Below are 21,370 nucleotides of genomic sequence, written 5' to 3' on the forward strand. Positions count from 1 at the left end.
TCACCCTCCCGGTGACGGCCGCCCCGCGCACCACGGGGACCGCCGTTCGGGCGCCCCGCGACCGGCGCCGGATCCGGCCGCCGCGCCCGCTCAGGCCGCCGCGCCCGCCGGGTCCGCCTCCCGGGCGGCGGCCCCCTCCCGGGCGGCCCGGCGGCGCAGCGCGTCCGCGTCGGTGTCCGCGTCGTACGAGATCAGCTTCGGCAGCAGCGCGGCCAGCAGCGCCACCGACGCCACGCAGGCCAGGCCCCCGCTCCAGAACGCCGGCCGGGTGCCCGTCCAGCCCGCCATCGTGCCCGCCCGCACCTGGCCCAGCTGCGGCCCGACGCTGTACGAGAGCACCTCGATCCCCGCGAGCCGTCCCCGCAGCTCCTCCGGGATCGTCTGGTTCCAGATGGTGGAGCGGCCCAGCGCGCTCAGCATGTCGCCCGCGCCCGCCGCGGCCAGGCACACCAGCACCAGCCAGACGTTGGAGAACCAGCCCGCCGCGGCGATCGCCAGACCCCACGCGGCCGCCCCGGACACCACCAGCAGCCCGTGCCGGCGGACCCGCGAGACCCAGCCGCTGGTCAGCCCCAGCACCAGCGAACCCACCGCGCCCGCCGCGTACATCAGCCCCAGGGCCCACTCGGCGTCGAGCTCGTCCGCGAGGAACGGGAAGATCGTGTTGGGGAACGCGAAGAACATCGCCGCCAGGTCCACGGCGTACGTGCCCAGCAGCACGGGCCGGCTCCACGCGTACCGCGCCCCCTCGGCCATCGACCGCAGCGAGGGCCGCTCCGCGCCGCCCACGGGCGGCGCCGGGCGCAGCCGCGCGCACAAGGCCACCGAGACGGCGAAGCCCACCACGGTCACCGCGTACGCCGAGGCGTAGCCGGCGTACGCGACGACGACGCCGGCCAGCGCCGGTCCGGCGATCGCCCCCGACTGGTAGCGCAGCGCGTTCAGCGCGGCGGCGGCCGTCAGCTGGTCGTGCGGCACGATCCGCGCCATCAGCGAGTCCAGCGCCGGTCGCTGGAGGCCGCTCAGCGCCGACACCCCGGCCGCCACCACGTACAGCGGCCACAGCACCGGGTCCGGCAGCAGCGCGTTCACCAGCAGCACCAGCGCCAGCACCCCGAGCCCGGCCTCCGTCAGCAGGATCAGCCGCCGCCGGTCCACCGCGTCCGCGAGCGCGCCCCCGTACAGCCCGCACACCACCAGCGGCACCAGCTCCACCGCACCCATCGCACCGACCGCCAGCGGCGAGTCCGTCAAGTGCTTGATCTGCAGCGGCAGGGCGATCATCGCCATGAACGAGCCGAAGTAGGTGACCGTGCCCTGGAAGAAGAGGAGCCGGAAGTCACGGCTGGAACGCCAGGGGGACAGATCGGGCAGTACGGAGGACAGACGGGAGCTACTCACAACGGGCCATCGTGCGGGCCCGCCTCGCCGTCCGGCAACGCATTTTCCCCCGGACGGGTCAAAACGGCGCCCGGTGCGTGGCACGGCCCGTCCCCGGTGGCACCCATGGGTCATGCCGCCGGTGTCCCCGTTCCTGCGTACGGCAGCGTCCTATGCGTGGCGCCTGCTGGTCGTCGGGGCTGCCGTCTACGCGGTCTTCGTGCTCCTGGGCCGCTTCCACGAGATCGGCGTCGCCCTGTTCCTGGGCCTGGTCATCACCGCGCTGCTGTCACCCCTGTCGCGCCGGCTGGCCCTGCTGGTCCCCCGCTCCCTGGCGGTGGCCGTCAGCCTCCTCGGCAGCGCCGTCGTGCTGCTCGGCGTGTTCGCGCTGGTCGGGGAGGCGGTGGCGGGAGAGAGCGAGACCCTGGTCAGGGAGTTCCGCGAAGGCCTCGTCAGCATCCAGAAATGGCTGGAGCGGCCGCCGTTCCGGCTGAAGTCGGAAGCCCTCACCGACATCCAGTCCCGCATCGGCGCCTACCTCTCTTCCCACCGCTCGACCCTGCTCAGCACGGCCGTCAGCGGCGCCGGGCACGTGGTGCAGGTCCTGACCGTCCTGGCGCTCGCGGTGTTCTCGTCCGTCTTCTTCCTGCACGGCGGCGACCGGCAGTGGGCCTGGTTCTGCGCCCAGCTGCCCGAGGCGGCGCGCGAGCGGGTGGGCGTCGCCGGGCGCGCGGCCTGGCGCACCTTCACCGGCTACACGCACGGCATCGTGCTGGTCGCGGCCACCAACGCGGCCCTCGTCGGACTCGCCCTCTACCTCCTCGGGGTCCCGCTGGCCCTCCCGCTGGCGCTGCTGGAGTTCTTCGCCGCCTTCGTCCCCCTGATCGGCTCCCCGGTCGCGCTCGCGGTCGCCGCGGTGGTGGCGCTGGCGGCGAAGGGGCCGGTCATCGCAGGGGTGGTGATCGCCCTCATCGTGGTGATCGGCCAGATCGAGGGCCATCTGCTGCATCCGCTGGTGATGAGCTGGGCGGTGGCGCTGCACCCGCTGGTCGTGGCCGTCTCCGTGGTCGCGGGGGCCATCGCGGCCGGGGTGGTCGGCGCGGTGGTCGCCGTGCCGCTGGTCTCGGTGACCTGGTCGGTCCGCACCGCGCTGCGCGCCCACGCCGCGGCTCCGGCCGCGCCCCTGCCGCCGCCGGAGCCGCCGCCCTTGGCGGGGCCCGGGCCGGACGGCTGAACCGGCGCGACCCGTTTACCGTAGGACGTGGAGGTGGTTGCCATGGCAGAGCGCTCCGGCGGACCGGCGCCGCGGAATCTCGGAGACGACCGGCTGCTGAAGGAACTGGAGACCATCCACCGCACCCGGCACGAGACCCTGCTCCACGGTTCGGACGACGCGCTGGCCACGCATACGCAGCGGCTGAAGGAACTGGAGGACGAATACCTCCGCCGGCACCCGCAGCGCGCCCCCGCCTCGGCCCGCACCCGCGAGGGCGCCCGCGCACGGAAGCCGGGAGAGCAGTAGCCCTCCTGATCCCGGCCCGCGCAGCGGCGAAATCCGGCCCCGCCGGCGTTTGAGGCGCGGGGTCTGGGGCCGTGCCCCCGGGGGCACCGCCCAGCGGTAGCCGGGGGAGGAACGGGCGAAGGCCGGGCAGGGGACCAGCCCCGCGCAGCGGAACCGGGCCTCAGCGGAACGCGGGGGCCGCCGGGGCCGGGCCCAGGGTGGTGGTGCCGGGGGCCGCGCGATGCCCCAGGCCGGTGCGGTAGGCGTCGAGGGCCGCCTCGGTCCGGCCGCCCCTGCGCAGCAGATCCCCCAGCAGCCGGCACAGGTCGGCCAGGTCCCCGCCCGCCCCACTGCGCTCCAGCAGCGCCAGCGCCCGTACGTAGTGCTCCTCCGCCGCCTCCGTGTCCCCCCGCTCCTCGGCGATCAGCCCCAGCAGCCGGTGCGCCCCGCCCGCGTGCACCGCGCCCGGGTCCGAGCCCTCCGCCAGCAGCCCCGACACCAGCTCCGCCGCCTCCTCGTACCGGCCCAGCCGGCGCAGCACGTCCGCCAGCTCCACCTCCACCTGCGCCGTGTACAGCGCGGCCCGCCGGGCCGTGAGCATCTCCCGGGCGATCCGCAGCTCCCGCTCCGCCGCCGCCAGTTCCCCGTGCTGCGCCTGGACGTAGCCCCGCATCCAGTGGCAGTGCGCCAGATCGGTGCGCAGCCGCAGCTGCCGGTAGACGGCCTGGGCCTTGGCCAGTGAGGCGTCGGCGTCGGCCACCCGCCCCTCGGCGAGGAAGGTGCGGGCCACCTGCCGGTGCATCCCCGCCACCAGCGCGGGGTCGGCGACCTGAGGGGCCAGCGCCAGCGCCAGTTCCGCCGCGTGCGCCGCGCGGGCGTGGGCGCCCATGTCGATGTACGGGCCGATCACCGCCGAGTACAGCAGCACCAGCGCCTCGGGGTCGGCGAGCCCGCCCGCGTTGAGGCCGTCGATGGCGGACTCCAGCAGGTAGCAGGCGTACCGCAGCTCCCCGGCCAGCAGGTGCGCGACGGCCCGGCCGCGGATCGGCCGGGCCCGGCGGGGGAGCGGTTCGCCGGCCAGCAGCTGCTCCGCCGCCTCGAAGTGCCCGGCCGCCTCGGTCAGTTCCCCCGCCTCCAGTGCGCAGTCGCCGAGCCCCAGCAGGGCCTCCGCGCGCTCGTCGGCCAGCCCGTGCCGCTCCGCCTCCGCGAGCAGTCGCCGGAAGTGGCCCGCGGCTTCCCGGGCCGAGCCCGTGGCGAGGGTCCGCTGGGCGTCGGTCAGGGCCAGGCGCAGCTCCGTGCCCAGGGAGGCCGGGCGCCCGGTGGTGAGTTCCTCGTACGAGGTGCCGAGCCGCCCGGCGAGGAACCGCAGCGCCGTCTCCGAGGGCCGCACCTTCCCCGCCTCCAGGGTGGACACGTACGCCGGGGTGTACTCGGGCTCGGCCAACTGCCGCTGGGTCAGCCCGCGCTCGCCGCGCAGCCGCTGCACCCGGCGCCCGATCTCGGACGGTTCGTCCATGAACTCCCCTTGTTGTCCACGAGGTTTCCTCAACTCCCCAGTATCCGGTGGGAGTCATCCATTGCGCACGCCCTCGCGCGCCCCCTAGTTTAAGCAGCCGGTTCAGTCGAGTTAACCGTTCACTTAACCCCCCTCAACTCCCTGCCCCGGCGGAGGACTTCATGAAGAGAACCATCCGGCCTGCCCTGCGCGCGGCGCTCGCGGCCGTCTGCGCGAGCGCCGCGCTCCTGGCCGCCCCGGCCGTACCCGCGGCAGCCGCGCCGCCGCCCGGCCCGACCGCCCGCCCCGGCGTCGAGGTCGAGATACCCGGGCCGGAACACGGCACCGAAGCCGGATCCGGCCACACCCGGGTCCCGGCCGCCGGCCGGGCGAAGGCCGCGCCCCGCCTCTCCGAGTCGGCGCGGGCCGCCGACGGGCAGGTCACCAAGACGGTCGACAACGGGCCCACCGCCGACCGGCTCGACGTGGTCTTCGTCGGCGACGGCTACACCGCCGCCGAACTGGACCGCTTCCACGCCGACGTCCGCGCCAAATGGGCCGAGGTCACGGCCGTGGAGCCCTACACGACCTACCGCGACCTGTTCAACGTGTGGACCGTGGACGCCGTCTCGGCCCAGTCCGGGGTCTCCGGCGACCCGGGCCCGGACACCGTCCGCGACACCGCCCTCGGCTCCTACTTCTGGTGCGAGTCGATAGAACGGCTCCTGTGCGTGGACCAGCCCAAGGTCGACGCGTACGTGGCGAAGGCGCCCGCCGCCGACCTGGTCGTCGTCCTCGCCAACAGCGCCAAGTACGGCGGCGCCGGCTACAACGAGCCCAGCCCCACCCTCGGCTACGAGGGCATCTCCACGGCCTCCGCCGGCCACCCCAAGTCCGGCCAGGTCGCCATCCACGAGACCGGCCACTCCCTCGGCAAGCTCGCCGACGAGTACTTCTACCCGGGCGTCCCCGACTACGAGAAGTACACCGGCGCCGAGCCCGCCGCCCCCAACACCTCCACCCTGGACGCCGGCGCCATGGCCGCGCAGCGCGCCAAGTGGTACCGCTGGCTCGGCGAGACCTCCCCCGACGGGGGTACCGTCGGCGCCTACGAGGGCGGCGGCTACTACGTGACCGGCCTCTACCGGCCCACCGACAACTCGATCATGCGGGTGCTGGGCAAACCGTTCAACCTCCCCGGCGTGGAAGCGATGATCGCCGGCTTCCAGCGGCACACCCGCCTCGTCACCCCGCTCACCCCCACCGACCGGCCCCTGCGGCTGCGGAACACCGCGAAGGCCTCCGTCGCGCACCTGGCCTCCGCCGACGGGCGGCAGCCGACGGTCCGCTGGTACCTCGACGGCCGCGAGCTGAAGCGGTTCGCGGGCCGGACGGAGGTGCGGGTGGCGGAACTGTGGCTGCTGGACCTGCGCACCCACAAGCTGTCGGTGACCGCCGAGGACCGCACCCCGGCCGTCCGCGACCCGGAGATCGCCCGGAGCCTGTCCTCCACCGCGACCTGGGACGTCCGGCTGTAGTACGCGCTCAGCCGCCGGTGCCGGCCTCCGGCACCGGCAGGCCGTCCCACAGCGCGCAGTGGTGCGCGGCCGCCGCGTCCACCGCCCGGACGCCCCCCGGGCCGGGCGCCAGCCTCAGGACCGACGGGGCCCGTCCCGTGAACCGGGGCCAGGCCGGAGCTCCCGGCGCCCCGGGAGCTCCGGTGCGGGCGAAACCGGTCCAGTACCCGGTCATCCGCTGCGCGAGCCCCGCCTGAGGGGCCGTCATGGGCACCATCGTGAACAGGTACGGCAGTTCGAAGCCGTGCGCCGCCCCGAACGGGAAGCCGGCGAGCTCCGGCAGGCCGGTGAAGTTGGGCGCCCCCCTGTCACCGAACAGGTAGCCGTACACCGGGACGTGGCGGGCCAGAGCGCGGCTGTCGCGCAGCGTCGGACAGGTGAACGAGGCGTCGGACAGCAGGGTCGCGAAGGCGATCGCGGCCGTCGGGAAGGCCGCCTGCGGGTACGCGGCCGCCACGGCCGGGGCCGACGCCCCGAAGGAGGTCCGCAGCCGCTCGCCGTAGCCCCGTTCCCCGTCCACCGGGTACGAGGCGAGGGTCTGGGCCATGAACAGCCGCATCTCGTCCAGGGTGCTGCCCTGCACCACCGGCACCCGGTGGAAGCGGCCGGACTCCAGCGCCCGGCGGGGCTCCAGGGGCAGCAGGGCGTTGCCGTAGGCCACCGCGGAGAACCGTTCCATCAAAGGGGCCGTCACCAGCCGGGCCGCGTCCAGGCCGCGCAGGCAGTCCAGCACCGCGCCGGGCGGCCGGCCGCCGCAGCCGAGCTCCGCGGCCGCCCCGGCCCCGGCCTCGGCCACGCGCTGCTGCGGCACGAAGGGCTCGTACGTCCCGGCCGTCGGCAGCACCGAGTACGGCGGCATCGTCGTCGAGCAGGACCCGCTCTGCACGATCGCCCGCTGGAACAGGCCCGCAGAGGCGGGGGAGACCAGGTGGGCGCATACCCCGAGCCCGCCCGCCGACTCCCCGAACACCGTCACCCGGCCCGGATCGCCCCCGAACGCCACCGCGTTCGCCCGGACCCAGCGCAGCGCCGCCTGCTGGTCGGCGAGCCCGAAGTCGGGGGCGCCGCCCAGCTCGGGATGGCCGAAGAAGCCGAAGATCCCCAGCCGGTAGTTGACCGTCACCACCACCGCCCCGTCACCCCGCACGGCCAGCGGCTGCGGCCGGTAGGAGTCCGCGGAGCCGAAGCGGAAACCGCCGCCGTGGAACCACACCATCACCGGACGGGCCGGGCCCCGGCCCGCCGGGGCGGTGACGTTGAGGTAGAGGCAGTCCTCCGAGCCGCTCACCCCGCCCGGCCCGACCGCCGGAAGCTGCGGACACCGGGCCCCGGGCGCCCCCGCGTCCAGCACGCCCGCCCGGTGCGGCGCGGCCCGCGGCGCCCGCCAGCGCAGCCGCCCCGTCGGCGGGGCGGCGTACGGGATCCCCTCGAAGCTCGCGTACGCCCCGTGCACCCGCCCGCGCACCGGCCCCTCGGCGGTCCGCACCACGGGCCGCCCCGCGCCACCCGCCGGCCGCACGGCGGACGGGCTCCCGTACCCGGCGGCGCAGAACACCGCCACCACGGGCAGCAACGCCGCCAGCAGCCCGCCGCCCAGGCGGCGCGCGGGGCGCACCCGGGGGAGCAGCACCCGGCCGAAACGCGCCTGCCGGCGCCATGCCCTGCGGGTACCGCTGTCGGCTGGGTCGGCTGGGTCGGCTGGGTCGGTTGGGTCGGCTGGGTCGGCCGGGTCGGCGCGGACGGCCTGGCCGGCGGGACTGCCGGTGTCCCCGCGGCCTGCGGGGCTTCCGCGGTCGGCGGATCCGTCACGCCCGCCGGGGCCGCCGGGGCCGCCGGGGTCGGCGCGGTCGACCGGGATGTTGCGGTCGGCGGGGTCGGTGTGGGGATCCGGCACGGCTGTCGTCCCTCCCGGGGGGTGGCCTTCCTGAACGAGTGGGGTGCCCCTCCCGGACCGGACCCCGGGCCTCGCGCTTCCGCCCGCCCCGCGTTGCCGGGACGCGCTCCCGGTGGTGCGCCGGACAGGGACGACGGACCCTTCCCGCACGGAGCCGTGCGCCGGACACCGCTCGGCCGGCCTCCGGGCGACGGCGGGGACGTGACGACGGGGTCCCGGGGAGCGGGGCCGGCACCCCGCCACTGTGCCCCGCCCGATGCCCCGCGGACCGCCTCGGCCCCGGCGTGTCCGCTCCGGCGCCCCGGACGCCCCGGGGGAGCCCCCGTTTGCCCGCCCCGAATGGCGCAGTGCCGCCCCATGCCGCTGAATGTCACCAAGCGTGCGCTTCCCATGACGCACGATGACCGGCGCGCGATGCGTAGACCCGCGCGTCGGCGAGACGGAGCTTTCGATGAATGACCCCAGCCCCCTCGCGGCGACGAACCACGGCGACCGCGACGGCCTCCCCGCCGCCACCCCGGAACCGACCTTCGACCCCCCGACCGAACCCCCCGCCTCCCCAGCCCCCGCACTCCACGCCGTGTCGGCCATACACCCGGCACCCGACGCGGGCCCCGCACCCGCTCCCGGCACCCCGCCCGGCACCGCTCCCGCACCTGCTCCCGGCACCCCGCCCGGCACCGCGCCCGCTCCCGCGGCCCGCCCCGACGGCGCCCCCGCGGCCCGCCCGGCGGCGCGGGTGGCGGGCACGGCCGACCCGGCCGCCCGGCCCGGCCGGCCCCCGGCCGGGGCCGCCGCGACCCCGCCCGGTCCCGCCCCGCAGCCCCCGCCGGTCCGCGCCACGGTCCCCGTACCCGCCCCGACCGCGGCCGACGCCATGGCGGCCCGGGCGGCCCGGCGCGGGGGTGTGCTGGGCCACGTGCTGCGCTGGCCCACAGCCGCCGCCCTGCTGTTCTGCGGGGTGCTGCACCTGCCGGGGAACCTCGCGCAGCCGCCCGAGCCCGGCCGGCTGGTGCCCCTGGCGGTGGCCCTGCTCTGCCTGCCGCTCGGCGCCCTGCTCGCCGTCCGGGACACCCCTGCGGTGTGGCGGGGGGCGGCCGTGGCGACGCTGGCCGTGGTCGCGCTGCACATCGTCGGCGGAGTCGCGTACTTCAACCCCCTCGACGGCACCCTCGGCGCGCCCTACCCGTGGGCCGGCGTCGCGACGGTTCTCGGCGCCGCCACGGCAGCGATCCTGGCCGGCGTGGCCCTGACGTACCGTCCGCCCCGCCCCCGCACCGACGAAGGGGCCTGACCCCCACGCGGCGGCGGCCCGGCCGGGTACTCCCGGCCGGGCCGCCGCCGGCCGGCAGGTACGACTCCCGGAGGGATCCCCGGGGTGAGCGACCACCCCGAGCGGCCCCGACGACCAGGAGGCCCCGCGCTCCCCGGCCGGGAACGGAGCCCGCCCGGCCTACCGGGCCAGCAGGTTCACCGCCCCCGCGAACACCCGCGGCATCCGGGCCGCGAGCGGGACGATCCGCCCCGCCAGCGGTGCCCGGCGGCGGGCCCACAGCAGGGACGAGGTCAGCGTGCGGTAGCCGCGCGACAGGTCCCGCCAGGCCCGTTCGTACTCCTGCGGCCGGCCCTCGCGTACGCAGCGCACGAGCGCGCCCGCCGCCGACACCGCCAGGGTCAGTCCCTCCCCGGTCAGGGCGTCCACGTACCCCGCCGCGTCCCCCACGAACAGCACCCGCCCCGCCACCCGGGTCCGCGCCCGCTGCCGCAGCGGTCCGGCCCCGCGCACCCCCGGGCCCCGGCCGGGCGGTGGCGGCAGCCGGGCCGTCAGCAGGGGGAAGCGGGCCAGCTGTACGTCGAACGGGGCCTGCTCCGAGGTCAGCACCGCCACCCCGATCCGGTCCGCCCCGAGCGGGGTCACGTACGCCTCCGCGCCGCGCGCCCAGTGCACCTCGACCAGGTCGCTCCACGGCTCCACCGCGTAGTGGCGGCGCAGCCCGTACCGGGCGGCCCGTCCCGGCGCGGCCGGTACCCCCAGGCCCAGCCCGCGCCGCACCGGCGAGTGCAGTCCGTCCGCCGCCACCAGGTACCGGGCCGTCAGCCCGGCCGCGCACACCCGCCGTCCGTCCTGGCGGACCTCCCCGACGCGCCGCGCGAGGACCCGTACGCCGAGCCCCGCCGCGCGGTCGGCGAGCGCGGCCTGGAGGTCCGTACGGCGGCAGCCGCGCCCGGGGCCGGAGCGGAAGAGCGCCTCCGCGCGCAGCCCCGTCACCCCGTCCACATAGCCGATGCCGTGGAACGGACGGCCCGTCACCGCAATGCCCAGTTCCTCGAACCGTCGCACCGCGCCCGGCATCAGCCCCTCCCCGCAGGCCTTGTCGATCGGCGTGGGCCGCGGTTCCAGGACCACCACTTCCAGTCCGGCCAGCGCCCCGTGGATCGCGGTCGCCAGCCCGGCCGGGCCTCCGCCCGCCACCAGCAGGTCGATCACCGGACCAGGCCCAGCAGCGGATCGGCCGTCCGGGCGTAGGTGAGCGCGGTGTTCTCGCAGCGGATCCGCACCCGCAGCAGCAGGGCGTTGAGCAGGGTGAAAACGAGCGCGGTCACCCACGCCGTGTGCACCAGCGGCAGCGCCAGACCCTCCAGCACCACCGCCGCGTAGTTCGGGTGCCGCAGCAGCCGGTACGGCCCCGCCGCCACCAGGGGCAGCCCGGGCACCACGATGACCCGGGTGTTCCAGCGCGGGCCCAGGGACAGCACGCACCACCAGCGCAGCCCCTGCGCCGCCACCACCACCGCGAGCGCCGGCCAGCCGAGCGCGGGCAGGAAGGACCGGTGCGCGGCCTCCGCCGCGCAGCCCGCGAGCAGGGCGACGTGCAGGGCGACGATGGCCGGGTAGTGGCCGCGGCCGTACTCCCGGCCGCCGCGCGCCAGGCTCCAGGCGGCATTGCGCCGGGCCGTGGCCAGCTCGGCCAGCCGCTCTGCGGCGACCAGAGCAAGGAGGAGGAAGTACCAGGTCAGAGGGGTCGACGGGGTCAGCGTCTGGGGTGACGGGAACAGCGGCATGGGCACCTCACCAGCGCAGCAGGACGAGTTCGGAGGCGAAACCCGGACCGAAGGCGAGCATCAGCCCCGTCGATCCGGGCGCGGGCGGCCCGGCGGCCTGGACGGCGCCGAGGATGTGCAGGACGGACGCGGAGGAGAGGTTCCCCACGGTCGCCAGTGAACGCCGGCTCGCCACGAGGGCGTGCCCGGGCAGCCCCAGGGAGCCGGCCAGCACGTCGAGGATCCTGGGGCCGCCCGGATGGCAGATCCACACGTCGACGTCGGCGGGTTTGAGGTCGTGCCCGGCCAGGAAGGACTCGACCTCCTCCACCACGTGCAGACCGACCAGCTCGGGCAGCTCCCGGCCCAGCACCATGCGCAGGCCCCAGTGGCCGATGTCCCAGCCCAGGAGGTGCTCGGTGCCCGGGTAGAGGCGCCCGCGCGCGTCCAGCACCCACGGCCCGCCGGTGCCGCGGTCGTGGAGGGGGTGCTCCGCCCCCACGGCGACCAGGGCGCCGCAGCCGTCGCCGAACAGGGCGCCCGCCACCAGGTTCGCCATCGAGGTGTCGGTGGGCTGGAGGGTCAGCGAGCACAGCTCCGTGGACAGCAGCAGCGCGGCCTGCCCGGGGCGTCCGGCCAGCTGCTCGTGCAGCATCCCCAGCCCGGCTGCGCCCGCCGCGCAGCCCAGCCCGAAGAGCGGGACGCGCCGCACGCCGGGCCGCAGTCCGGTGCGGGAGGCGAGCCGGGCCTCCAGGGACGGGGTGGCGAGCCCGGTGACGGTCGTCGACACCACCAGCCCGATGTCCGGCGCCGCCAGGCCGACCCCGTCGAGGGCGCGCCCGACCGCCTCGGCGCCGAGCTCCAGGGCCGTACGCAGGAACAGGGCGTTGGAGGTGCCGAAGTCGCCGTCCGGGCCGTAACGTTCCAGCGGCTGCGCCAGGTGGCGGGACCCGACCCGCACCGAGGCGTGCACCCGGCGCAGCAGCGCCGCGTCGGCGCCGGGCGGCAGACACCGCACCAGCGCCTCCGTGATCTGGGCCTGCGGATACCGGTGGGGCGGGAACACGCTGCTCACCGACAGGACACGGGTCATTGGCCCAACATAGGGAAGAACGGTGCGAATCGGGCAGAAGCGCGCGAAAGGGAGCCTCCCGATGTGCCGTCACGGCGTAGCGTGGCGCCGTGCCCGCCCGCTCTCCCGCCTTTCCCCTGCCGGCGGTCCCGGTGGGCGGCCTGCTGAGGGCCTGCCACCCCCTTCCGGCCGCCGCCGTCACCGTCTTCGCCGCCGTCCTCGCGGCCGCCGCCGGGCGCGGGCCCGCCGGCTCCGCCCTGACGGCGGGCGCCGTCGCGGCCGGGCAGCTCTCGGTGGGCTGGTCCAACGACCGCCTCGACCTGCGCCGCGACCGGGCCGCCGGCCGCCGTGACAAACCCCTGGCCACGGGCGGGGTCCCGGCCGCCGCCGTGACCGCCGCCGCCCTCGCCGCGCTGGCCCTGTGCGTACCGCTGTCCCTGGCCGCCGGCCCGGCGGCCGGGGCCGCGCACCTCGCCGGGGTCGCGGCGGCCTGGGCGTACAACCTGCGGCTCAAGGGCACGGCCGCCTCCTGGCTCCCGTACGCCCTCGCCTTCGGCCTGCTCCCCGCCTTCGTGACCCTCGGCCTGCCCGGCGCGCCCTGGCCGCCGCCCTGGCTGACCGGCGCCGCCGCACTGCTCGGCGCGGGCGCCCACTTCGCCAACGTCCTGCCCGACATCGCCGACGACCTCGCCACGGGCGTACGCGGGCTCCCGCAGCGGCTCGGCGCCCGCGCCTCGGCCGCGCTGGCCGCGCTGCTGGTCCTCGGCTCGGCGGCCCTGCTGGTCCTGGGCCCGCCGGGGCACGTCACCCCGTACGGCTGGACCCTCCTCGCCCTGACCGGCGCCCTGCTCCTGGCCACGGCCCGGGCGCCGGGCCGGATCCCGTTCCTCGGGGTGCTGGCGGTCGCGGGCGGCGACGTCCTGCTGCTCCTGGCCCGCAGCGCCGGCCAGGCACCGGCCTGGTGACGGGCCCGCCGGACCGCTCCGCGGCGTCCCGTGCCGGTCCCCGGGGCCGGGGAGCGGCCCCGGCGGCACAGGGCACGCACCGGCCGCCGCGGCCCAGGGCCTGTCGTCAAAGTCCCGTCGTCGCCCGCGGGGCAGACGGGACTTTGACGACAGGCCCTAAGCCGGCGCCCGCCGGGTGCGGGTCCAGGCCAGCAGGTCCTCGGCCGGCCAGGTGTTGACCACCCGCTCCGGCGGGACCCCGCACTCCACCGCCCGTTCGCAGCCCAGGATCTGCCAGTCGAGCTGGCCCGGGGCGTGGGCGTCGGTGTCGATCGCGAAGAAGACACCCGCCTCCACCGCCAGCCGCAGCAGCCGGCGGGGCGGGTCCAGCCGTTCGGGACGGCTGTTGACCTCCACGGCCGTACCCGACTCCGCGCAGGCCGCGAACACGGCCGCGGCGTCGAACGTGGACTCCGGCCGGGTCCGGCCGGTCACCAGCCGGCCCGTGCAGTGCCCGAGGACGTCCATCAGCGGATTGCGCACCGCCGCCAGCAGGCGCCGGGTCATCGCCGGAGCCTCCATCCGCAGCTTGGAGTGCACGGACCCCACCACCACGTCGAGCCGGTCCAGCAGCTCCGGCTCCTGGTCGAGCGAGCCGTCGAGCAGGATGTCGCACTCGATCCCGGTGAGCAGCCGGAACGGCGCCCACCGCCCGTTCAGCTCCGCCACCACGTCCAGCTGCTCGCGCAGCCGCTCCGGCGACAGGCCCCGGGCGACCGTCAGGCTCGGCGAATGGTCCGTCAGCACCGCCCAGTCGTGCCCGAGCCCGGCCGCCGCCCGGCCCATCGCCTCGATCGGGCTCCCGCCGTCCGACCAGTCCGAATGCAGGTGGCAGTCCCCGCGCAGGGCCGCGCGCAGCGCGACGGCGGCGGGGTCGGGCGGCGGCCCCTCGGGCATCGCCGCGGCTTCCTCCTCCAGCACCCGCAGGTAAGCCGGGACCTCCCCGAGCAGTGCCTCGCGCACCACCTGGGCGGTCTTCGGCCCGATGCCCCTGACGGCCTCCAGCGTCCCGGCGTCCGCCCGCCCGGCCGTCTCCGCCTCGCCCATGCGGGTCAGCGCCGCCGCCGCCGTACGGAAGGCCCGGACCCGGTAGGTGGGGGCCTGCGCCCGTTCCAGCAGGAAGGCGATCCGGTCCAGCGCCGCCACCGGGTCCATGGGCACCTCCTCACGCTGCCAGTGTCCCAACGCCCCCGGGCGGCGGCGAGCGCGCGGCGGCGCACCGGCGGCGGGTGCGCGATCATGGGCGGCATGTCCGACCGATTCACCACCCGCGTCCTCGACCTGACCACCGGCCGCGCCGAGACCGTCACCGACCTGACCCGCGACTGCGAGCGCTTCCTCGCCGAGGAGGCGGCCGGCCGCGACGGCCTGCTCAACGTCTTCGTCCCGCACGCGACCGCGGGCATCGCCGTGATCGAGACGGGCGCCGGCAGCGACGACGACCTGCTCGCGGCGCTCGGCACCCTGCTCCCCGCCGACGACCGCTGGCAGCACCGGCACGGCTCCCCGGGGCACGGCCGCGACCACGTCCTGCCGGCGTTCGTCCCCCCGCACGCGACCCTGCCGGTCGTCGGCGGCCGGCTCCAGCTCGGGACCTGGCAGTCCGTCTGCCTGGTCGACACGAACCGGGACAACCCCGAGCGCCGGGTCCGGCTGAGCTTCCTGGGCTGATCCGGCTCCCCGGCACCTCGCGTCCGGGCGGCCCGGCGGCCGGCTCAGGCCGGTCCCTCGGCCTCCGGCCCCGCGACCCGTTCGGTGAGGGTGAACAGGGCGCCGTCCGGGTCGCGCAGCATGATCGACCGTTCCCTGCCGTCCGAGGTGACCACCGAGACGGTCCGGCCGCCGAGTTCGAGGGCCGCCTCCACCGCCGGTTCCAGCTCCGGGACGCGGAAGTGGACGTGCCAGCGCGGACGGGTGTGGGGGGTGTACGCGCCCACTTCCACGGGGCCGCTGTCCAGGCGGGCGACCGGCTCCCCGCCCTGGCGGAGGACGACCTGCTCCTCCTCGTACGAGACCTCGCAGCAGCCGGTGCGGCCCGTGGCCCACTCCAGCACCTCCCCGTAGAAGAGGGCCGCGTCGAAGGCGTTGCGGGTGCGCAGCTCCAGCCAGGCGGGCGCCGGGCCCAGGCCCACGCGCCAGCCCGCGGTGACCGGTCCCTGCCAGATCCCGAACACCGCCCCGTCGGGGTCGGCGACCAGCGCCGCCCGGCCGCCGCCGGGGAAGGAGACCGGCCCCACCGCCACCGTGCCGACGCGCTCGCGGATCCGGGCCGCCGCCACGTCGACGTCGTCGACGGCGAAGTACGGGGTCCAGGCCACCGCCACGGCCAGATCGCTCGCCAGCGCCCCGATCCCCGCGACCGGCACGCCGTCCTGAATGGCCAGCGAGAAGGCCGAACCGAAGCGGGCCGGACGGAAGGTCCAGCCCACGACCGCACCGTAGAAGCGCTGGGAGGCCTCCAGGTCGCGGGCCATCAGGCTCACCCAGCAGGGGGCCCCGAACACGTCCCTCGTCGAAATCTCCACGGACAAGGAGTAGCGCCCGGGCCCCCTCGGTGCGGCGCAGGCGCGCCCGCAGGTCATCACCACCAGTAGGCGGGGTACCTCGGGGCGGTGCGGCGGATGCGGGAGCCGGCGTAACCGGTGAGGACCAGGAGGACCGTCGAGCCGAACAGCAGCGGCACGAACCGGGCGGGCGCCGGGGACTGGAGCACGGTCACCACCGCCGTGGCCACGGCAGGGGAGTGCGGGGTGCGGGCCAGGGTCAGCAGGGCCAGGGTGAGCCCGGCCGCCAGGGCCGCCGCCCAGGCGGAGCTCCCGGCCGCGGCGAGCACCGCGTAGCCGCAGGCCGCGCCGATCAGATGGCCGACCACCACCCCGCGCGGCTGGGCCAGCGGCAGGGTGGGGGCGCTGTGCACGAGCGCGGCGCTGGCGGCGAGCGGGGGTATGAGCACCGGCTCGTGGATCGCCGCGCCGATGGCCACGAGGGCCAGCAGGACGGTCGTGGCGGCGCTGACGCTGTGGAAGGCCGCGACGGCACTCGGCCGGGGCGGGGCTCCGGGCGCCGTGACGGGCGTGACGTGCGTGGCGGGCGATACGTGGGTGGTGGCCGTACTGGCCGTACTGGCCGTACGGGTGGTCGCGGTAGGCATGCGGGAGCAGGATTTCGGTGCGGGGCCGGGGGCAGGGAGGGCGGGCGGCCGCACCCGTCGCGGTGGTCGACCGGAGGGCGGGGCCGCGCGGCCGGCGCGTGTGCGGCCGACGCGATCCGGACATGACTGTATCGGCCACGTGTGCACGGCCCGGCAGCGGGGGCGGCCGCCGTCCCCCGGGAGGAGGACCCGCGGCGAACCGCGGCGGGGCGGCCGACGTGATCGTGTATGACTGCGAAGGCAGGCCGAAAGCAGGGAAGGACCGGCACGGATGATGACCCCACCCCGCCCCGCCGGGGTCCTGACGGACCTCGACGCGGTGATCGCCGAAGCCCGTGAGGACTCGACCGGAGCGCTGTGGCGGCTCACCGGCGCCGGGCGCGCACTGGACTCCAACCTGGTCCGGCTGCGGCCCGGCGCGGCCATCGAGGAGCACACCGAGCCCCTTCTCGACGTCCTGCTCGTGGTCGTGACCGGCGGGGGCCGGCTCGACACGCCGGACGGCCCGCACGCGCTGCGGCCCCACTCGGCGTGCTGGCTGCCGCGCGGCACCCGGCGCGCGCTGACGGCGGGGCCCGAGGGCCTGGCGTACCTGACGGTGCACACCCGCCGCCCGGGCCTCGGCATCGCCCCCGCCGCCCCCGCCGAGGGCGGCGAACCGGCCTGCCTCCTGAACCGGGTCTGCCCCGCCTGCGGCCGCCTCACCACCGAACCCGCGGCCGCCTACTGCTCCCGCTGCGGGACGGAACTGCCCGGATAGCGGCCGCCCGCGCCGCGGGGGGCCACGGAAGGGTCCGCCCCGCGCCGGGGCCCGCCGCCCGGTGGGGGCGGCGGGCCGTGGGGGCGCGGCGGGTCAGAAGCCGCAGTTGGTCACCCACTTGTGGGAGGAGATCCGGTCGTTCCACTCCCACGGGATGTTGCCCGCCGAGCCGTTCGGGGCACAGGTCGAGGCCCCGCCGTAGTTGATGTCCTCGTAGACCCGGACGTCGCCCAGCGCGCCCGAGTAGCCGTTGTTCCACCAGGACGAGGCCCGGTCGTTCATGTCGAAGTTGTTCCCGGCGCCACAGGTGCGCCAGTCGGCGTCGTTGCCGCTCCAGCCGCAGGCCGGACCGCCCCGGTTGGTGTCCGCCCACACCCAGTAGTTGCCGTCGGCCGCCACGCCGGAGGCGTCGGCCGGGGCGGCGGCTGCGGTGCCCAGCGCGCCGGGGAAGGCCAGCAGGGGCAGGGCGAGGGCGCAGGCCAGCATCGTCGTACGGAACTTATCCACGGGAACCTCCGGATGATGTCGCTCGGTCGAACTGGGACACGACGCGCTCCGCGGTCGGGAGCGCGGCGTTCTGGAGCCGGTGGCCGAGGGTGATGTCGTCCTGGTGGCGCGAGCGAACTTCCTCCCCGTAGGCACGGTCCAGAGCTTGGGAGACCCGGCCCAGCGGAGTGCTGGTCGCGCAGGTCGCTTCGGTGACCGCCAGGGCGGTCTCGGCGGCGTCGGCCCGGTCCGGCGGGAGGCCGTCGGCGAGGGCGGCCGCCGCCTGCCGGGAATCGGCCGGCGAGGCGTACGGCCGGCCCGCCTCCTTCATGCAGGCCGCCCACCGGCCGACCGCCTCCGCGTACCGGACGTCGTGGCGCACCCGCTCCTCCCGGGCGGGCCGCAGGTTCATCGTGACGACCTTGACGCGGAACCAGGCGGCCAGATCCCCGTAAAGGGTCCGCTGCGCCCGGGCGATGCACCCGTCGGTACTGGCCGTCAGGGTCATGCCGGTGGGCGCGGTGGCCGACAGGCCCGTGGGGGAGGCGCCCATCAGCGCGGTCCGGGCCGCCGCGCGCTCGCGGGCCGGGAGCCGGTGGAAGTAGAGCTGGTTGGGGTCGGCCGCCCGGGCCTCGGCCGCGGCCCGCTCCGCCCGCCCGCCGTAGCCGTGGGCGCGGGCCCAGTCCACGTCGTCCACCCCGTACGGGAAGGAGCGTGCGGCCCCCTCCTCCCGGACGGGCTCGGTGACGGCGTACGCGAAGCCCCGCGCGGACATGCAGCGGCTGATCAGGATCTGCTCGGCGCGGGCCAGGACGCGGGACTGCCCGGCGGTCGGCTCCGCCGCGGACGCCCGCTCCGCCGCGGCGGCCCGCTCCGGCTCCGGAGCCCCTGAGGCCGCGCATCCGGCCAGGGCCAGCGCCGCCGTCAGGGCCGCCGCCACCGGGGCCGTTCGTCCTCGCCTCATCCGTCCCGACCCCCTCCGAGGGTGTGGGCGCCGCCCTGTGCGGTCCGCCGTCCGACCCAGGTGTAGCCGTCCCGCGTTGTTCGCCGTCGGCGCCCTGGAACTGAACAAACAATTGCTGAACAATCCACCCCGGCAGGTCGAAAGCGGGCCCGGGGGAAGGGGTGGCGCATGGCACGCAAGGAACGTCCGCTGGAAGGGGAGGACGGGCCTCTGCTGGAGTTCGCCACCGCCCTGCGCCGGCTGCGCCACGAGGCCGGCTCGCCGCCGTACCGCGACATGGCCGAGCGCGCCCACTACTCCGTCGCCACCCTGTCCGGCGCCGCCGCCGGACGCCGGCTGCCCAGCCTGGACGTCACCCTCGCCTACGTCCGCGCCTGCGGCGGGGACGTGGGGAAGTGGGAAGCCCGCTGGCACGCCGCCGCCGTGGAACTCGCCGCGGACGGCGCCGGACCGCGCCCCGCCGGGGCCGGCGCGCCGCGGGCGCCGGCCGCGCAGGGGCTCCCGTACGTCGGCCTGGCGCCCTTCCGGACCGAGGACGCGGCCCTCTTCTTCGGCCGCGAACGCCTCGTGGAGGACCTGTTCGACGCCCTGACCCGGCACCGGGTGGTCGCCCTCGTCGGCGCCTCCGGGGCCGGCAAGTCCTCGCTCCTGCACGCGGGCCTGCTGCCCCGGCTGCACGCCGACACCCCGGCCCGCGAGGTCACCGTCCTCACCCCCGGCCCGCACCCGCTCGACCGCGCCCGCCGGGCCCTCGCCGCCGCCCCCGAGCCCGGCACGGACCCCGCCACCGGCCCCGGTACGGCCGAACGGGTGCTGGTCGTGGACCAGTTCGAGGAGGTCTTCACCGTCTGCGCCGACCCCGCCGAGCGCACCCGGTTCGTCACCGGACTCGTCGCGGCCGCCCGGCGCCCCGGCTCCGGCTGCCGGGTGGTCCTCGGCGTGCGCGCCGACTTCTACGCCCACTGCACCCGCCACCCCGAACTCGTCGACGTGCTCCGCGAGGCCCAGGTCGTCGTCGGCCCGATGAGCGCCGCCGAACTGCGCCGGGCCGTCGTGGAACCCGCCCGCCGGGCCGGACTCACCGTCGAAGGAGGCCTCCAGGCCACCCTCGTCGCCCACGCGCACGGCCAGGTCGGCGTCCTGCCGCTGCTCTCGCACTCCCTGCTGGAGACCTGGCGGCGGCGCCGGGGCGCGGCCCTCACCCTGGACGGGTTCCACGCCGCCGGCGGCTTCGAGGGGGCCCTCGCCCAGTCCGCCGAAGCCCTGTACGACTCCCTTTCCGCCCCCCAGCAGCGCCTGGCCCGGCGGATCTTCGTCCACCTCATCGCCCTCGGCGAGGGCACCGAGGACACCAAACGGCCCGTCGACCGGTCCGAACTCGGCCAGGACGCCGACACCCGTACCGTCCTCGCCCGGGCGGCCGCCCTGCGCCTGCTCACCCTCGGCGACGGAGCCGTCGAGCTCACCCACGAGGCCCTCATCCGGGCCTGGCCCCGGCTGCGCGGCTGGCTCACCGACGACCGCGAGCGGCTGCGCCGCCACCGCCAGCTCGCCGAGGCCGCCCGCGCCTGGGAGGCCGTGGGCCGTGACCCCGGAGCCCTGCTCCGCGGCGCCCCGCTCGCCCTGGCCCGCGAACTCACCGCCGCCGGGGGCCCCGTCCTGACCGCCGCGGAAGCGGAGTTCCTGGCCGCGGGCACCGCCGCCGAGGCCGCCGCCGGGGACTCGGCCCGCCGCCGCACCCGCCGGCTGCGGCTGCTGGTCGGCGCGCTCGCCGGCCTCGTCGTGGTGGCCGCCGTCGCCACCGGCAGCGCCGTACGCGCGGAGGACGAGGTCACCCGGCAGCGCAACGACGCGGTCGCCCAGAACCTCGCCGAGACCTCCGCCGGCGTGGCCGCGGCCGAACCGGGCCTCGCGGTCCAGCTGGGTCTGACGGCCTACCGGCTCTCGCCGACCGCCCGGACCCGCGACGGCCTCCTGTCCGCGCTGATGACCTCGCTGCCCGCGCACGCCAAGGAGGTCGTCGCCGTCGCCTACCGTCCCGACGGCCGCCAGCTCGCCACCGCGAGCGGGGACCGCACCGCCCGGCTGTGGCAGACCCGGGGCGGCGGCCGGCCCGACCCCGTGGCCACCCTCGGCGGCGAGGGCGCCCCCCTGCGCGCCCTCGCCTACCGGCCGGACGGCCACACCCTGGCCACCGCCGCGGCCGACGGCGCGGTCCGGCTCTGGGACGTCACCGACCCCGCCCACGCCAGCGTCGCCGCCGGACTCCCCGCGCGGGAGAGCGACGTGCGCGCCCTCGCCTTCAGCCCCGACAGCCGTACCCTGGCCACCGCCGGAGCGGGCGGCTCCGTCCGCCTGTGGGACGTCACCGACCCCACCGGTCCCGCCGAGACCGCCGCCGTGCCCGGACACCGGGACACCGTGCGCGCGGTGGCCTTCAGTCCGGACGGCCGGATCCTCGCCACCGGCGGCGAGGACACCACCGTCTGGCTGACCGACGTGGGCGACCGCACCCGGCCCGAGTCGCTGGCGGTCGTCGGCGGCCACGACACCCCCGTGTTCTCCGTGGCCTTCGCCCCCGACGGCCGCACCCTCGCCACCGCCTCCGGCGGCCGGACCCCGGTCCGGCTCTGGGACCTGACCGAGCCGCGCCGGCCCGCCCCGCTCGCCACCCTGACCGGGCACACCGACGTCGTCGGCGCGGTGGCCTTCGGCCCCGACGGCCGCACCCTCGCCAGCGCGAGCGACGACCGGACGGTCCGGCTGTGGAGCGTGGCCCGCGGCGCCCGCCCCGCGCCGCTCGCCACCCTGACCGGCCATGTCACCGCCGTCGGCTCCGTGGCCTTCAGCCCCGACGGGACGGTCCTGGCCTCCGGCGGCTACGACAGCACCCTCCGGCTGGCCGCGACCGACCTCGACCGCGCCCTCGCCGGGGCCTGCGCGCACACCGGCCCGCGGATCACGCGCGCGCAGTGGGCCTCGTACATGCCCTATCTGGACTACTCGCCGCCGTGCAGCGGCCTCGAACGCCCCTGAACCCCTAC

Annotated in this window: 19 protein-coding genes; 8 read left to right on the forward strand and 11 right to left on the reverse strand. The window is 77.0% G+C overall.

Going from position 1 to position 21,370, the window contains the following annotated elements:
- Window positions 1-90: 90 nt before the first annotated feature.
- The gene (locus B4U46_RS31780; RefSeq protein ID WP_079431057.1) at window positions 91-1,401 is read right to left on the reverse strand and encodes an MFS transporter; all 1,311 of its coding nucleotides are present in this window, start codon (window positions 1,399-1,401) and stop codon (window positions 91-93) included.
- Window positions 1,402-1,513: 112 nt separating this feature from the next.
- Here B4U46_RS31780 and B4U46_RS31785 point away from each other — a divergent pair, with 112 nt between their 5' ends.
- Both B4U46_RS31785 and B4U46_RS31790 read left to right on the forward strand, forming a co-directional pair.
- A complete protein-coding gene (locus tag B4U46_RS31785; protein ID WP_079431058.1) occupies window positions 1,514-2,614 on the forward strand; it encodes an AI-2E family transporter in 1,101 nt (366 codons plus the stop codon).
- 42 nt (window positions 2,615-2,656) lie between these two features.
- Window positions 2,657-2,902: a DUF6158 family protein gene (locus B4U46_RS31790; protein ID WP_079431059.1), complete on the forward strand. Its 246-nt coding sequence runs from the start codon at window positions 2,657-2,659 to the stop codon at window positions 2,900-2,902.
- A 160-nt stretch (window positions 2,903-3,062) separates the two neighbouring features.
- Here B4U46_RS31790 and B4U46_RS31795 read toward each other — a convergent pair whose 3' ends face one another.
- Entirely contained in the window at window positions 3,063-4,397 is a 1,335-nt protein-coding gene (locus B4U46_RS31795) for a tetratricopeptide repeat protein (protein WP_079431060.1), read from the reverse strand.
- 161 nt (window positions 4,398-4,558) lie between these two features.
- Here B4U46_RS31795 and B4U46_RS31800 point away from each other — a divergent pair, with 161 nt between their 5' ends.
- On the forward strand, window positions 4,559-5,914 hold the full coding sequence (locus tag B4U46_RS31800) for a M64 family metallopeptidase (RefSeq protein ID WP_079431061.1): 1,356 nt from the start codon (window positions 4,559-4,561) through the stop codon (window positions 5,912-5,914).
- Window positions 5,915-5,921: 7 nt separating this feature from the next.
- On the opposite strand, the gene B4U46_RS31805 is transcribed toward B4U46_RS31800, so the two are convergent.
- Entirely contained in the window at window positions 5,922-7,847 is a 1,926-nt protein-coding gene (locus B4U46_RS31805) for a carboxylesterase/lipase family protein (protein ID WP_237293198.1), read from the reverse strand.
- A gap of 451 nt (window positions 7,848-8,298) precedes the next feature.
- On the opposite strand from B4U46_RS31805, the gene B4U46_RS31810 reads away from it, so the two are divergent.
- Window positions 8,299-9,141, forward strand: coding sequence for a hypothetical protein (locus tag B4U46_RS31810; protein WP_079431062.1), 843 nt, complete (start codon window positions 8,299-8,301; stop codon window positions 9,139-9,141).
- 159 nt (window positions 9,142-9,300) lie between these two features.
- Here the strand turns inward: B4U46_RS31810 and B4U46_RS31815 are convergent, their stop codons facing one another.
- Genes B4U46_RS31815 through B4U46_RS31825 form a run of 3 tightly spaced genes read right to left on the reverse strand, consistent with a single transcriptional unit; the run spans window position 9,301 to window position 11,982 of the window.
- Complete coding sequence (locus B4U46_RS31815) at window positions 9,301-10,335, reverse strand: NAD(P)/FAD-dependent oxidoreductase (RefSeq protein WP_079431063.1); 1,035 nt, start codon at window positions 10,333-10,335, stop codon at window positions 9,301-9,303.
- A complete protein-coding gene (locus B4U46_RS31820; protein WP_079432119.1) occupies window positions 10,332-10,865 on the reverse strand; it encodes an isoprenylcysteine carboxyl methyltransferase family protein in 534 nt (177 codons plus the stop codon). Before B4U46_RS31820 ends, B4U46_RS31815 begins: the two co-directional genes overlap by 4 nt.
- A gap of 52 nt (window positions 10,866-10,917) precedes the next feature.
- Window positions 10,918-11,982 (reverse strand): type III polyketide synthase, encoded by a 1,065-nt coding sequence (locus B4U46_RS31825; RefSeq protein WP_079431064.1) that lies wholly within the window; start codon window positions 11,980-11,982, stop codon window positions 10,918-10,920.
- Between the two features lie 89 nt (window positions 11,983-12,071).
- Here B4U46_RS31825 and B4U46_RS31830 point away from each other — a divergent pair, with 89 nt between their 5' ends.
- Window positions 12,072-12,926 carry a UbiA family prenyltransferase gene (locus B4U46_RS31830; protein ID WP_237293199.1) on the forward strand — a complete coding sequence of 285 codons (855 nt, stop codon included), beginning with the start codon at window positions 12,072-12,074 and terminating at the stop codon, window positions 12,924-12,926.
- A 156-nt stretch (window positions 12,927-13,082) separates the two neighbouring features.
- Here B4U46_RS31830 and B4U46_RS31835 read toward each other — a convergent pair whose 3' ends face one another.
- On the reverse strand, window positions 13,083-14,120 hold the full coding sequence (locus B4U46_RS31835) for a PHP domain-containing protein (protein WP_079431065.1): 1,038 nt from the start codon (window positions 14,118-14,120) through the stop codon (window positions 13,083-13,085).
- Window positions 14,121-14,213: 93 nt separating this feature from the next.
- On the opposite strand from B4U46_RS31835, the gene B4U46_RS31840 reads away from it, so the two are divergent.
- Complete coding sequence (locus B4U46_RS31840) at window positions 14,214-14,636, forward strand: secondary thiamine-phosphate synthase enzyme YjbQ (RefSeq protein WP_079432121.1); 423 nt, start codon at window positions 14,214-14,216, stop codon at window positions 14,634-14,636.
- Between the two features lie 44 nt (window positions 14,637-14,680).
- Here the strand turns inward: B4U46_RS31840 and B4U46_RS31845 are convergent, their stop codons facing one another.
- Window positions 14,681-15,439 (reverse strand): VOC family protein, encoded by a 759-nt coding sequence (locus B4U46_RS31845; protein ID WP_079432122.1) that lies wholly within the window; start codon window positions 15,437-15,439, stop codon window positions 14,681-14,683.
- A 107-nt stretch (window positions 15,440-15,546) separates the two neighbouring features.
- Window positions 15,547-16,116, reverse strand: a complete 570-nt coding sequence (locus B4U46_RS31850; RefSeq protein ID WP_079431066.1) for an HPP family protein — start codon at window positions 16,114-16,116, stop codon at window positions 15,547-15,549.
- A gap of 271 nt (window positions 16,117-16,387) precedes the next feature.
- On the opposite strand from B4U46_RS31850, the gene B4U46_RS31855 reads away from it, so the two are divergent.
- On the forward strand, window positions 16,388-16,876 hold the full coding sequence (locus B4U46_RS31855; RefSeq protein ID WP_079431067.1) for a hypothetical protein: 489 nt from the start codon (window positions 16,388-16,390) through the stop codon (window positions 16,874-16,876).
- Between the two features lie 93 nt (window positions 16,877-16,969).
- Here the strand turns inward: B4U46_RS31855 and B4U46_RS31860 are convergent, their stop codons facing one another.
- On the reverse strand, window positions 16,970-17,383 hold the full coding sequence (locus B4U46_RS31860; RefSeq protein WP_123995196.1) for a peptidase inhibitor family I36 protein: 414 nt from the start codon (window positions 17,381-17,383) through the stop codon (window positions 16,970-16,972).
- Entirely contained in the window at window positions 17,376-18,326 is a 951-nt protein-coding gene (locus B4U46_RS31865) for a hypothetical protein (RefSeq protein WP_123995195.1), read from the reverse strand. Before B4U46_RS31865 ends, B4U46_RS31860 begins: the two co-directional genes overlap by 8 nt.
- Before the next feature lie 168 nt (window positions 18,327-18,494).
- Here B4U46_RS31865 and B4U46_RS40115 point away from each other — a divergent pair, with 168 nt between their 5' ends.
- Window positions 18,495-21,362 (forward strand): hypothetical protein, encoded by a 2,868-nt coding sequence (locus B4U46_RS40115; protein ID WP_079431070.1) that lies wholly within the window; start codon window positions 18,495-18,497, stop codon window positions 21,360-21,362.
- The last annotated feature ends 8 nt before the right edge of the window (window positions 21,363-21,370 follow it).

Source organism: Streptomyces katrae (genome assembly GCF_002028425.1).
GTDB lineage: Bacteria > Actinomycetota > Actinomycetes > Streptomycetales > Streptomycetaceae > Streptomyces > Streptomyces katrae_A.

Coding starts and splice junctions, on each gene's coding strand:
- B4U46_RS31785 (WP_079431058.1), top strand. CDS start 1,514: ATGCCGCCGGTGTCCCCGTTCCTGCGTACGGCAGCGTCCTATGCGTGG.
- B4U46_RS31790 (WP_079431059.1), top strand. CDS start 2,657: ATGGCAGAGCGCTCCGGCGGACCGGCGCCGCGGAATCTCGGAGACGAC.
- B4U46_RS31795 (WP_079431060.1), bottom strand. CDS start 4,397: ATGGACGAACCGTCCGAGATCGGGCGCCGGGTGCAGCGGCTGCGCGGC.
- B4U46_RS31800 (WP_079431061.1), top strand. CDS start 4,559: ATGAAGAGAACCATCCGGCCTGCCCTGCGCGCGGCGCTCGCGGCCGTC.
- B4U46_RS31810 (WP_079431062.1), top strand. CDS start 8,299: ATGAATGACCCCAGCCCCCTCGCGGCGACGAACCACGGCGACCGCGAC.
- B4U46_RS31825 (WP_079431064.1), bottom strand. CDS start 11,982: ATGACCCGTGTCCTGTCGGTGAGCAGCGTGTTCCCGCCCCACCGGTAT.
- B4U46_RS31835 (WP_079431065.1), bottom strand. CDS start 14,120: ATGGACCCGGTGGCGGCGCTGGACCGGATCGCCTTCCTGCTGGAACGG.
- B4U46_RS31840 (WP_079432121.1), top strand. CDS start 14,214: ATGTCCGACCGATTCACCACCCGCGTCCTCGACCTGACCACCGGCCGC.
- B4U46_RS31845 (WP_079432122.1), bottom strand. CDS start 15,439: ATGGCCCGCGACCTGGAGGCCTCCCAGCGCTTCTACGGTGCGGTCGTG.
- B4U46_RS31850 (WP_079431066.1), bottom strand. CDS start 16,116: ATGCCTACCGCGACCACCCGTACGGCCAGTACGGCCAGTACGGCCACC.
- B4U46_RS31855 (WP_079431067.1), top strand. CDS start 16,388: ATGATGACCCCACCCCGCCCCGCCGGGGTCCTGACGGACCTCGACGCG.
- B4U46_RS31865 (WP_123995195.1), bottom strand. CDS start 18,326: ATGAGGCGAGGACGAACGGCCCCGGTGGCGGCGGCCCTGACGGCGGCG.
- B4U46_RS40115 (WP_079431070.1), top strand. CDS start 18,495: ATGGCACGCAAGGAACGTCCGCTGGAAGGGGAGGACGGGCCTCTGCTG.